This is a genomic window from Azospirillum sp. Marseille-Q6669 (assembly GCF_965111635.1).
Window position 1 is genome coordinate 1,087,079 of record NZ_CBCOOP010000002.1, and the last position, 12,097, is coordinate 1,099,175.

The window sequence follows — 12,097 nt, forward strand, 5'->3', positions numbered from 1 at the left end:
ATGCAAAGGCGCCCCCGCGGCGCGGGGGTCGCCTCTCGTGAAGTCTCAAGTCAGCGGCGTGACCGTGCCGCCGTCCAGCCGATGGCCGCAGTCCAGCCGCCGGGCCTCCGCCGCCGCGTCCGCCACGGGGGCCAGCCCCGCCACGGTGACCCAGCCCTCGGCGCGCAGCTTGCCCGCCGCGGCCCAGGAGGTGCCATGCGGCACATAAACGCGCTTGGCCGGCTCCGGCGCCGGAACGGCGCGCAGGAGCGTGTCCATGTAGAGGGTGAAGCCGGTCCCCGGCTCGCCCTCCTCCTCCACGCCCGGACGCACCCCGGCGCGGTAGCGGCCCCCCGCCCCCAGTTCGCCGCGCACGTCGCGCGCGAACAGGGTGAAGCTGAGGCCGGTCTGGTATTCGAAGCCGCGGTGCTCCACCAGATCGACGGTGATCGTCAGATCGGGGCGCGCGGCGCGCAGCAGGCGCAGGGCGTCGGTCAGGCGGCGCCGGTCCTTCTCCGCCGTTTCCGGCAGCGGCAGCGCTGACAGCACCTCCATGGCGCGCTCCGCCGGGCCGGAGGCGGCCATCAGCGCGTGCAGCAGCGAGGCCGCCGGTCCGCCGACCGCGGTCACAGCCGCCGCGTCCTTCTTGTCCAGCGCCTCGCGCAGGCGGGCGGTTTCCTCATCGCCGAGCCCGAGGCCGCGGCAGACCCGCGCCACCATGGTCGGCACGCAGAGGTCCACCGACAGGTGCCGCACCCCCACCCCTTCCAGGGCGTGGGCGGCCAGCAGGATCACCTCGGCGTCCGCCTCGGCCTCCAGCGGGCCGATCAGCTCGACGCCGACCTGGGTGATCTGCCGCTCCGGACGGAGCTGCGAGCCCTTCACGCGCAGCACCGGCCCGGCGTAGCACAGCCGCACCGGGCGGGCGCCGTTCTTCAGCCGGGTGGTGGCGATGCGCACGATCTGCGGGGTGATGTCCGCGCGCACGGCCATCATGCGCTGCGACAGCGGGTCCATCAGCCGGAAGGTCTGCTTCGCCATGGCGGCGCCGGAGCCGGACAGCAGATTGTCCTCAAACTCGACGAGCGGGGGCTCGACGCGCTCATAGCCGTGGGCGGTGAAGTCCGCCAGCAGGCGCGCCACCGCCGCCGCTTCGTGCGCCGCTTCGGGCGGCAGCACGTCGTGCAGGCCGGCGGGCAACAGGGCGGAGCTCAGGGAATCAGCGGGCATGGCCTGCGTCGTCTCGTCGAATGGGTGGCAAACCGTCGGCATGGCGAGAGCCCGCACGTCCGGTGGGCATGCGGTGCTCGGGCATACGGAGCGGGTCAATACCCCACCCCCCTTCCTCATGCAAACGGAAAAGCCCCGCGGCCCATGCCCGTCTCCCCTGCGCCGACGACAGGCGCCCGTCCGGCACGGTTCGAAACATGAATGCATTCCAATCGAATCTTTGTTGAGTTTGATGCGAAATCTCCGGCATCCTGTGTACGAACCGTGCCGGCAGCAGCGGGGCAATGGCACCATGGCACGCGCGTCCGCCAGCTACGAAGTGCAGATCTACGTCCAGGACCACTGGGTGCTGGAGGGACGCTTCGACACCGAGGCGGAGGCGCTGGTCTTCGGCCGCAAGGCGCTGTCCGGCGGCAAGGTCGAGGGCATGCGGGTGGTGCGCGACTGGCGGCGCCCGGACGGCCGCCATGTCGAGACGGAAGTCCATGTGGAGTTCCGTCAGGTCTCCCGCACGGTGGCCGCCTCCCCCATCGACGAGGCGCCGGCGCTCTGCCTCACGCTCGACCATTGCTACGGCGTGCAGAGCCGCATGGCGATGAACCGCGTGCTGCGCAATTACGTGGAGCGCGCGGTGGTCACCCCGACCGAGGTGCTGCACAACCACGCGGAGCTGGCCCGGCTTCTCAACACCGACAACCTCGTGCCCACCGCGGTCGGGCGGGTCGCCGCGCTCCAGGCGGAGAAGGCCGGGACGGACGGGCGCGGGCGGCGCGACGCGCTGAACCTGCTGATGCACGAACTGACCGACCGCGCGCGCTCCGCCGCCGCGCGCAAGGACCTGCCGGCCATCGCCGCCACCGGCTTCCGCCCCATGTTCGACCGGCTGGATTCGAGCCTGCCGGCGGCGGAGCGCGACTTCCTGGCCCGCGTCGTGCTGTCGCGCGAGCTGGTGCAGATGCGCAACTGGCTGGCCAAGCTGGACTTCCTGGGGGAACTGGCGCGGGAGGACGGGGGTGCGGCCGAGCGGCCGCTGGTCCTGCTCGACGGGGTGATCGCCGACGTTCTGGGCGCCCCCTCCGTCGCGCAGGAGCTTCTGGGCGTCCAGGGCAGCCTGGCGGAGGCGCTGTGCAACCTGATCGACCTGTCGCGGGGCCGCCTGTCCCCGGCCAAGCGGGCGGAGGGCGACCGCGCCGTCCAGCTGAACGAGCTTCTCGCCTTCCACGACCTGGACCAGACGCGGCTGGTCATCCTGGATCTGGTGCGCCGGCAGTTGAAGGGCACGCAGCCGCTCTACCGCTCCGACCCGTCGCTGGAGATGGACGCCTTTCAGGAAATCCTGAAGCGCACGCTCGGCCCCGACGGACCGGCCGGGGGCGGCCCGATGGCCGAGGCGCTGGTCCTGCGCTACCTGCGCTTCCTGGAGGGCGGCGGGGCGCCGGGCCGCAAGCAGGCCATCACGGAGGTGGCCGGCCGCATCCCCGACGCGCGGGACCGGGTGCGCTTCCTGCTGGCGCTGGCCGACTCCGACCTCGGGCATGGGCACGCCGGGGACATCGCCCGGCTGCTGCACGCGCTGACCGGCACCCCGGCGGGCTATGGCCGCTTCATCCACCCCCGCCTGCCGCCGCGCGACAATCTGGAAGCGCTGACCCTGCTCTATTGCCAAGCCACCGACTCGGCGCTGCCGGAGGAGACTCGGACCCGCCTGACCGGCGACCTCGACGCGCTTCTGGTGGCCTACATCACCGAGGACCGGGTGGTGGAGCGGCTGGACGACCCCGGCGATGCGCTGCGGCTGCGCGCGAACCGCCTTCTGCAGGTCTGCGCGCCGGGAATCCTGCGCAGCCGGCGGGCCCTGGAAATGGTCCGGCGCCGCGTGGTCGAGCATCTCCGCCAGCCGCAGTTCGACCGGAAATACGTCGAGGACCTGCCCGACGCGGCGGCGCAGCAGTGCGCCCTGCGGGAGTTCTACCGCATGTTGGGAGAAGCCGGATTCGTCTGACCCGCGGACGGGACACAACCCGATGCGGATGGACAGCACCGGCCCCTTTGGATAATCAGCGCATCACATCGATAAAGACGGGGCGCCGCCATCGGCCTCCGCGGCGACGAAGGGCACAGCCTTGGGCAATGGCGTGGGCAATGGAATTGCGCTGGGACCAGTCTTCCACATCATCGGCATTCTTCTGACCATCCTAGGGCTGGGCATGCTGCTGCCGGCGCTGGCCGACGCCGCCGTGGGCAACCGGGACTGGACGGCCTTCGTCGGCTCCAGCGCGGCGACGCTGGCGGTCAGCGGCGGCATGGTGCTGGCGACGTCGAGCAAGGAGCACGCGCGCTTCACCGTGAAGCAGCATTTCCTGCTGACCACGCTGTCCTGGTGCGTCCTGGCGACCTTCGGCGCCCTGCCCTTCATGATCTCCGCCGCCCGCCTGTCCTTCACCGACGCCTATTACGAGGCGATGTCGGGCCTCTCCACCACCGGCGGCACGGTCATCGTCGGGCTGGACGACGCCCCGCCGGGGGTCCTGCTGTGGCGGTCGCTGCTGAACTGGTTCGGCGGGGTCGGCATCATCGTCATGGCGATCGCGGTGCTGCCCATCCTGCGGGTCGGCGGCATGCAGTTGTTCCGCACCGAGTCCTCCGACAAGGGCGACAAGCCCTTCGCCACGGTGCAGGACACCGCCGGCGCCATCGCCATGATCTATCTGGCGCTGACCATCCTGTCGGCGGTGGCCTACCATCTGGCCGGCATGACGTGGTTCGACGCGATCAACCACGCCATGGCCTCCATCGCCACCGGCGGCTTCTCCACGAAGGACGCCTCGCTCGGCTGGTTCGATTCCCATGCGGTGCTGTGGGTGGCGACCTTTTCGATGATCTCCGGGGCCTTGCCCTTGACCTGGTACATCCGCCTGCTGCGCGGCCAGCGCAACGCGCCGGTCTTCGGCGACAGCCAAGTGAACGCGCTGCTGGCGATCCTTCTGGTGGCCGGCGTCGCCATGACCCTGTGGGCCTTCGCCGTGGTCGGCCTGCCCTTCCGGGACGCGCTCAGCCATTCGGCGGTGAACGTCACCTCGATCATCACCGGAACCGGCTTCGTCTCCACCGACTATTCGACCTGGGGCAGCTTCGCCGTCGTCGCCTTCTTCTTCTTCTACTTCATCGGCGGCTGCACCGGATCGACGTCGGGGTCGATCAAGATCTTCCGCTGGCAGGTGCTGGCTCTGTCGATGCTGAACCAGATGCAGCGGATGCTGAAGCCGAACCGCGTGCTCGTCCCGCTCTACCAGGGCAAGGTGCTGGACGAGGATGTGGTCGGCTCGGTCATCAACCTCGCCTTCGCCTTCATGGCCGCCTTTGGCATCCTTTCGCTCCTGGTCGCCGCGATGGGCGTGGACTTCCTGAGCGCGGCCAGCGCCGTCGCCTCCGCGCTCGCCAACGCCGGACCGGGGCTGGGGCCGGTGGTCGGCCCGTCCGGCACCATGGCCCCCCTGCCCGACGCCGCGAAATGGGTGCTGAGCTTCGCCATGCTGCTCGGCCGCCTGGAAGTCTTCACGGTGCTGGTGCTGATCCTGCCGAGCTTCTGGCGGGATTGAGCGGGCCATGAAAAAGGCCGCGCCTCCGTGGCGCGGCCTTCCTTTTCGGCCCTGTACGACTCAGCGCCCGAAGGTCTCCGCCTTGACCGTGGCGAAGGCCCAGTCGAGCCAGGGCAGGACCGCCTCCATATCCTCGTTCTCCACCGTGGCGCCGCCCCACAGGCGCAGACCGGGAGGGGCGTCGCGGTAGGAACCAGCGTCGAAGGCGGCCTCCTCCTTCTCCAGAAGCGCGGCGAGCTTCTTGGCAAAGTCCGCCTGGGCCTCCGGCGTCAGGGCGGTCACCTCGGGGTCGGTGAAGCGCAGGCAGATCGACGTGCAGGAGCGCGTCGCCGGATCGTCCCCCAGGAAGCCGGCCCAGGTCGAGGCCGCCACCCACTCCGAGACGATGCGCAGGTTCTGCTCCGACCGGCGGATGAGCTGGGTCAGGCCGCCGACCGACAGCGACCAGCGCAGCCCGTCGATGGCGTCCTCCACGCAGAGCATGGACGGCGTGTTGATGGTGTCGCCGACGAAGATGCCTTCGATCAGCTTCCCGCCACTGGTCAAGCGGAAAATCTTCGGCAGCGGGCGGTCGGGCTGGAAGCTTTCCAGCCGCGCCACGGCGCGCGGGCTGAGCACCAGCATGCCGTGCGCGGCCTCGCCGCCCAGCACCTTCTGCCAGGACCAGGTGGCGACGTCGATCTTGCTCCAGGGAATGTCCATGGCGAAGGCGGCGGAGGTCGCGTCGCAGATCGACAGTCCCTCGCGGTCCGCCGGGATCCAGTCGCCGTCCGGCACCCGCACGCCCGATGTCGTGCCGTTCCAGGTGAAGACCACGTCGCGGCTGAAATCGGCCTGCGACAGGTCCGGCAGTTCGCCGTAGGGGGCCTGGATGGTCCGCACGTCGGACAGGCGGAGCTGCTTGGTGACGTCGGTCACCCACTCCTTGCCGAAGCTCTCCCAGGCCATCATGTCGACGCCGCGCTCACCCAGCAGGTTCCACAGCGCCATCTCCACCGCCCCGGTGTCGGAGGCCGGAACGATGCCGATGCGGTAGTCGCCGGGGATCGCCAGGACGGCGCGGGTCAGGTCGATGACCTCCTTCAGCTTCGCCTTGCCCGGCTTCGAGCGATGGGAGCGGCCGAGCAGCGCGCCGTCCAGGGCGTCCAGCGACCAGCCGGGCCGCTTGGCGCAGGGGCCGGAGGAAAACAGCGGGTTCGACGGCCGGCGGGCGGGCTTCATGGACACTCTACTCCCCGGAACATGGGATTGCGGTATGGCCGGGGACGATAGGAGGTGCGCGGAGGCCCGTCAATCAGCCGCTCACGCGCAGCAGCGTCGCCTGGATGTGCCGCGTGCCCGCCGCGTCGCAGATGTAGTAGCAGACCGCCACCCGTCCATCCGCCAGCACGGTCGCCCAGGGATAGCCGACGTCGGGCGACGGCGCGTCGTCGCGGATGACGACCTCCGGTGCGCTCTCCAGCGTCTCTCGCCGGCTGTCCCAGACCCGGGCGCGCACGCCGCAGGGCTGGTGACGGTAGCCGTAGACGACGAGCAGCCGCCCGTCCGGCAGCGGGCAAGCGTCGTAGGGATGCCCGATGACCGCGCTCTCGACCCAGGGCGCCCAGCTTTCCCCCAGATCGTAGGAGACCGAGGTGGCGAGGCGGTCGCCCAGCCCGGTGGTGCGGTGGAAGGCGACCAGTTGCCCGTCCGCGGTCAGGTGCAGGGCGGTCTCGCAGAAGCCGGCCCGTCCCGCCGGGTCGCGCGCGATGGTGCTGCGCAAGGTCCAGCTTTCACCGCGGTCACGGGAGGCGAACAGGTAGCTGGTGTACGGGCCGCCGGTGTAGGTCGCCATCAGCAGCGTGCCGTCCGGCGCCTCCACCGCACGTCCGCGCACGGCACCGCCCAGCATCGGGCGCAGGCCGGGCAGGATCGGCCCCTGGTCCGGCAGTTCCGGCAGGTAGCGGTGGGCCGACCAGTGCCGCCCGCCGTCGTCGCTGACGCGGGTGCTGCCGCCCCAGAACAGGAAGAAGGTGCCCGACGTCCCGGCGTTGCCCAGCAGATGGACGCCCTTCTCGCGCAGCCGCAGCCCGTGGCGCGCCGACATCGGGTACCAGCCGAAGCTGCCCAGGACGATCCGCCCGGAGCGCAGGACCAGCAGGCTGGGGTCCTGGTCGCCCGCTTCCGGGTCGGTGGGCAGTGGCTGCGGCGCACCCTCCGGCTCGAAATCCGGGGTGAAGCGCTGGATCACGAGGTGGGAGCGCGAGTCCACATGATCGACGCTGGTGAAGTCGCCGCCGCCCTCCGCCGGCTCCCCATGAAGCCAGCGGTGATCGCGGGCACGCCGGAAGGCCACCAGCACCCGCCCGTCGGCCAGTGTCGCCGCCGAGGGGAAGGACGCGTAGAAGCGGCGGTCGCTGTAGACGATACGATGGGAAAGACTGTCGAGCATGCCCCTGAAATCCACCTTGCGCCCGCGGCATTGGGGGCGCCCAGCCAATGTCCGGTTGCTGGAATGAAGGATTCCTTTACGGTGCGCGTGATCCCCTGATAGTCACGCTCCATTCCACGGCCCTTTCCGGCGAAGGTCATGACCGAAGCGACCACCACCGCGAATATCCCCTATGGCCGCCACCGCGACCGCAACGACCTGTCGCAGGTGCTGCCGCTGACCACCCCCTTCTCGCTGCTGATCGACCCGTCGAACGGTTGCAATTTCCGCTGCGTCTTCTGCGCCACCGGCAACCCCGACCTGTTGAAGGAGATCGGCCGGCCGCGCGGCGCCATGAAGTTCGACCTGTTCCGCAAGATCGCCGACGATATCGCCGAATTCGATGCGCCGATCAAATCCGTCCACCTCTACAAGGACGGCGAGCCGCTGGTGAACACGCGGATCGAACACATGGTCCATCTTCTGAAATCGCGCGGCCTGGCCCGCCATGTCGAGATGACCAGCAACGGCTCCCTGCTGACGCCGGAGCGGGCGGATGCGCTGCTGGCCGCCGGGCTGGACGCCATGCGCGTCTCCGTCTACGGCGCCAGCGACGCCATGTACAAGCGCATCACCCGGCGCTTCGACCGCTTCCAGACCGTCGTGGACAATGTAGCCTATCTTTACCGCCGCAAGACGGAGCTGGGCCGCGATTTCCACCTGCACTGCAAGATCATCAACGTGGAGCTGACGGAGGAGGAGCGGCAGAGCTTCATCGACACCTTCACGCCGATCGCCGACAGCCTGTTCGTCCACCCCCTGCACGGCGAGGCACTGGCCGAGGAGAGCGCCTTCGCCGTCGCCCCGGACACCGCCCGCAAGGTCTGCTCGGAACCCTTCCTGAAGCTGGCCATCAACTTCAACGGCGAGGTGTCGGTCTGCTGCGCCGACTGGCGCATGGGGACCATCGTCGGCAACGTCGCCGAGGAGTCGCTGCGCAACATCTGGAACGGCGAGCGGCTGCGCGATTTCCGGCTGAAGCATCTGGAAGGCCGCCGCGACGAGATCGAGGCCTGCCGCGGCTGCTCCTACGTCCAGACCCTGCCCGCCGACAACAACCTGGACGGCTTCGCCGCGGACCTCATCGCCAAGTACCGGGTTTAAGCGCCCACAATGCCGGCGTTTACGGCCAGCGCTTCGCACGCAGCGGCACCGCACCGGACCCCTCCCCCGTTACCGTCCCGGAACCCTGCGGGTCCGGTTCCCGAGCCCCCGCTTCGAGCGGCTCCACCTCCAGCGGCCGGTCGGACAGCAGGTCCTTGATCGGCACGCCGAGGGTCTCCTCCTGGTCGCGCTCCGCCTGCTCCAGCAGCTGGGCCGTGCGATCCTGCCAGGGCAGTTCCAGCCCGCCCAGCCCACGGACGGAGCCGCGCAGGCCGATGCCCAGCGCCTTCATCAGGTCGAACAGCGTGGCCTCGCTGAGGTCGCGGGTGACCACCCAGGCGTTGTGCGTGGTGTGGGCCACCCAGTGGGCATCGCGAAGCTGCTCCAGGATGCCGTCGATCAGCACCGTCCCGACCGGCACGCGCCCGACCAGCGTCCGCCGCCGCAAGCCCACGCCGAGCCGCGTTCCTTCCAGAAGCTCGTGCAGGACGGCCAGCGCCAGCCCCAGCCGCTGCGCGGGCAGCAGCCCTTCCGGCCCGCCGCGGGTGATCTTGCCGGCCCGCCATTCGGGCAGCGAGGCGGTGATGACCGCGCCGAACAGCACCGTGGACCACGCGATGTAGAGCCAGAACAGGAAGATCGGCACGGTCGCCAGCGCGCCGTAGATGGTCTGGTAGGCGGGGAACTCCTTCATGTACATGGCGAAGCCCGCCTTGGACGTCTCCAGCAGCAACGAGGCGACCGCCCCGCCGCAGGCGGCGTCCATCCACCCGACGTCCCGGTTGGGGATGATGACGTAGAGCAGCGTGCAGCCGACCAGCTGCAGCATGAAGGGCAGGATCGCCCCGATCCCCACCAGCGGGTCGGCGAAGCCCTCCAGATGGGCGAACTGGAGCACCGCCCACAGGGTGCTGGACAGCGACAGGCTGGCGCCGGCGAACAGCGGGCTCAGCGACACCACTGCCCAGAAGGACAGGATGCGGGTGACGTAGGAGCGCGGTTCCCGCACCCTCCAGACGGTGGCGAAGGACCCCTCGATGGTCCAGATCAGCAGGACGGCGGACATCGCCAGCCCGACGATGCCGAACACCGGCATCTGCCCGGCGTTGGCCATGAAGGCCGCCAGATATTGCAGGATGGCGTCGCTGTTCTCCGGCACGAGGTTCTTGAACAGCAACGTCTGGATGCGCGATTGCAGCGCGTTGAAGGCGGGAAAGGCCGAAAAGATCGCGAATCCGATGGTCATCAGCGGCACCAGCGCCAGCAGCGAGGTGTAAGTCAGCGAGGCCGCCGTCTGGAAGCAGTTGTCGTTGTAGAAGCGCATGGAGGAATAGGCGATGAAGCCGCCGATTTCCCGAACGCGCACAAAGGGGTTCCACGCCCCTTTCGAAGTGCCTTCGGTTTCAGCCACAGGACGCCTCCCGCCTTGGTTTGACCGGGCCGGTCTTTCGTGTAGGATGCGGCCCACTTTTCAAAGCATACTCTGGATGCACGAGGTACGGATGTCCAACCCGAAGCCGCTCATGGACGGCAAGCGTGGCCTGATCATGGGCGTGGCGAACGATCGGTCGATCGCCTGGGGAATTGCCTCCACGCTGGCGCAGCACGGCGCCGAGCTGGCCTTCACCTATCAGGGCGACGCGCTGCTGAAGCGCGTGAAGCCGCTGGCCGAGCAGGTGAACGCCCCGCTGCTGCTGCCCTGCGACGTCACCGACGAGGCCAGCGTCGACGCGACCTTCGCCGCCATCGAGAAGGAATGGGGCAAGCTGGACTTCCTGGTTCATGCGATCGCTTTTTCCGACAAGAACGAGCTGGACGGCCTCTATCTCGACACGACGCGGGCCAACTTCCTGCGCACGATGGACATCTCCTGCTACTCCTTCACCGCGGTGGCGCAGCGCGCCGTTCCGCTGATGAAGGACGGCGGCAGCCTGCTCACCCTCTCCTATTACGGCGCCGAGCGCGTGATGCCCCACTACAATGTGATGGGCGTCGCCAAGGCCGCGCTGGAGGCGAGCGTGCGTTACCTGGCCGTCGATTTGGGCGGTCGGGACATCCGCGTCAATGCCATCTCCGCCGGCCCGATCAAGACGCTGGCCGCCAGCGGCATCGGCGACTTCCGCTACATTCTGAAGTGGAACGAGCTGAACGCCCCGCTGAAGCGCAACGTCACCATCGGCGAGGTCGGCGGCGCCGGCCTGTTCCTGTTGAGCGACCTCGGCACCGGCGTGACCGGTGAGGTGATGCACGTCGACTCCGGCTACCACACGGTCGGCATGGTCGCGGTGGATGCGGCGGCCGAGGTGTCGCAGCTCCTGGGATCGCTGGGCGGCGCGGCCAAGCCCGCCTGATCCCGAGCCTCGGGCGACGGCGGGCGCGTCCGGTTCGTTCCGGAACGCCCGCCGGAAACGCCCTTACCTGGTTTGAGGTATTTTTTACCGATCGTCGTATTACCTACTTTTGCGCACCGCAGCAGACCGCTATTCTTCACGCTTACGGAAGGTTGCGGAAGGTGACAGTCGGATGCGTGCACGGCGGCAATCGGATTCGGTGTCCCCGATTCTGGAGCAGATTCTCTACGGCGGCTCCAGCGTCTCGATGAATTTGATCACCATCACCCGCGAGATCCCCGAAGAAAACCGCCTGTTCCGTGCCCGTGGGTTGAACAAGGCCATTCTTTTCAAGTATCCGAATTTCGACGAAGACGCCGACGACTACGCCAACCCCATCGCCGACGAGGATGAGGATGGCGACGCCGCATCGCGCCCGGTCGAAACCGGCATCTACATTCCGCACAGCGTCGAACACACCGAAGCGGGCGGCCTCGCCATCTATCTGCGCGCCCGCAACAGCAACCTCCTGCTGGCGGAACAGTTCGGCATCGGCGAGGCCAACAGCGAGGCCGCGGCCGCGGACCTGCGCACTCTCACCCTGATCGACAGCGTGCCCTCGCTGGACGCCTTCCTGCTGAAGGCCTGTTTCGAAGGCGAGAAGGTCCCGGTGGACAAGCGTCACTGGGCGATCAGCGACGCCGAGGACCAGCAGCTCCGCCGCCTGATCCGGGCGCGCATCGAACCGATCGTGCGCAAGGCCATCGACGGCGGCGGCAGCGGCGCCCAGAGCATCGAGCGTTTTCTGGAGGCGATCTGGAATCCCGAGCTTGAGGAGGCCGGTCTGTTCGTCTCGGCCTTCGGCATCGACCGCAGCGAAGCGGACCAGATCTTCAGCGCCTGGAAGGGCACGACCTTCTACGAGTACCAGCTCCGCCGCATCGCGCCGCGGGCGCGGATCATCCTGAACTGGCTGAAGTCGCGGGAATGCATCCCGGTCGATATCCGCATGCACAAGCCCTATGAGACCCAGCTGCTGATGCACATCGAAAAGGTGGGCAAGCTGCTGGAAACCACGCTGATGGACATCCGGCAGATCCTCGCCGATTACGAGGCGAGCTTCTCCGCCTTCATGGCCGGCCAGCCCGAGCCCTTCCGCGACTATCTGCGCAAGATCCGCTCCCACTACTGGCTGCTCGGCTACTGCGTCTCGGCGCTGACCAGCGTCGCTCATCTGGACGCCCGCTGCATGAAGAACAACCCGCAACGCAAGCTCTACTTCGAAACCACGCACAAGCTGCTGCGCCAGTTCGAGGTCGCGCTCGACCGCCGGCGCGAGCAGAAGGGAGCGTTCTAAGTCCCCTCGCGCTTGACGCGCCGGCCGA

General features: G+C 68.7%; 9 protein-coding genes. 5 read left to right on the forward strand and 4 right to left on the reverse strand.

The window, feature by feature from the left end:
- Nucleotides 1-45: 45 nt before the first annotated feature.
- Complete coding sequence (locus ACWPXE_RS16440; RefSeq protein ID WP_454018674.1) at nt 46-1,209, reverse strand: ATP phosphoribosyltransferase regulatory subunit; 1,164 nt, start codon at nt 1,207-1,209, stop codon at nt 46-48.
- 292 nt (nt 1,210-1,501) lie between these two features.
- Between ACWPXE_RS16440 and ACWPXE_RS16445 the strand changes: the two genes are divergently transcribed.
- Together ACWPXE_RS16445 and ACWPXE_RS16450 are read left to right on the forward strand one after the other, a co-directional pair.
- On the forward strand, nt 1,502-3,211 hold the full coding sequence (locus ACWPXE_RS16445) for a hypothetical protein (protein ID WP_454018675.1): 1,710 nt from the start codon (nt 1,502-1,504) through the stop codon (nt 3,209-3,211).
- Nucleotides 3,212-3,344: 133 nt separating this feature from the next.
- The gene (locus ACWPXE_RS16450; RefSeq protein ID WP_454018676.1) at nt 3,345-4,808 is read left to right on the forward strand and encodes a TrkH family potassium uptake protein; all 1,464 of its coding nucleotides are present in this window, start codon (nt 3,345-3,347) and stop codon (nt 4,806-4,808) included.
- A 60-nt stretch (nt 4,809-4,868) separates the two neighbouring features.
- Here the strand turns inward: ACWPXE_RS16450 and ACWPXE_RS16455 are convergent, their stop codons facing one another.
- Together ACWPXE_RS16455 and ACWPXE_RS16460 are read right to left on the reverse strand one after the other, a co-directional pair.
- The gene (locus tag ACWPXE_RS16455; RefSeq protein WP_145678474.1) at nt 4,869-6,029 is read right to left on the reverse strand and encodes a phosphoserine transaminase; all 1,161 of its coding nucleotides are present in this window, start codon (nt 6,027-6,029) and stop codon (nt 4,869-4,871) included.
- A 73-nt stretch (nt 6,030-6,102) separates the two neighbouring features.
- Nucleotides 6,103-7,239 carry a sialidase family protein gene (locus tag ACWPXE_RS16460; RefSeq protein ID WP_454018677.1) on the reverse strand — a complete coding sequence of 379 codons (1,137 nt, stop codon included), beginning with the start codon at nt 7,237-7,239 and terminating at the stop codon, nt 6,103-6,105.
- Nucleotides 7,240-7,377: 138 nt separating this feature from the next.
- Here ACWPXE_RS16460 and ACWPXE_RS16465 point away from each other — a divergent pair, with 138 nt between their 5' ends.
- Nucleotides 7,378-8,382, forward strand: a complete 1,005-nt coding sequence (locus ACWPXE_RS16465) for a radical SAM/SPASM domain-containing protein (RefSeq protein ID WP_454018678.1) — start codon at nt 7,378-7,380, stop codon at nt 8,380-8,382.
- A gap of 19 nt (nt 8,383-8,401) precedes the next feature.
- On the opposite strand, the gene ACWPXE_RS16470 is transcribed toward ACWPXE_RS16465, so the two are convergent.
- The gene (locus tag ACWPXE_RS16470; protein ID WP_454018679.1) at nt 8,402-9,748 is read right to left on the reverse strand and encodes a YihY family inner membrane protein; all 1,347 of its coding nucleotides are present in this window, start codon (nt 9,746-9,748) and stop codon (nt 8,402-8,404) included.
- Nucleotides 9,749-9,884: 136 nt separating this feature from the next.
- Between ACWPXE_RS16470 and fabI the strand changes: the two genes are divergently transcribed.
- Both fabI and ACWPXE_RS16480 read left to right on the forward strand, forming a co-directional pair.
- Nucleotides 9,885-10,733 (forward strand): enoyl-ACP reductase FabI, encoded by an 849-nt coding sequence (fabI, locus tag ACWPXE_RS16475; RefSeq protein WP_035674831.1) that lies wholly within the window; start codon nt 9,885-9,887, stop codon nt 10,731-10,733.
- Nucleotides 10,734-10,932: 199 nt separating this feature from the next.
- Entirely contained in the window at nt 10,933-12,069 is a 1,137-nt protein-coding gene (locus tag ACWPXE_RS16480; RefSeq protein WP_454018680.1) for a hypothetical protein, read from the forward strand.
- The last annotated feature ends 28 nt before the right edge of the window (nt 12,070-12,097 follow it).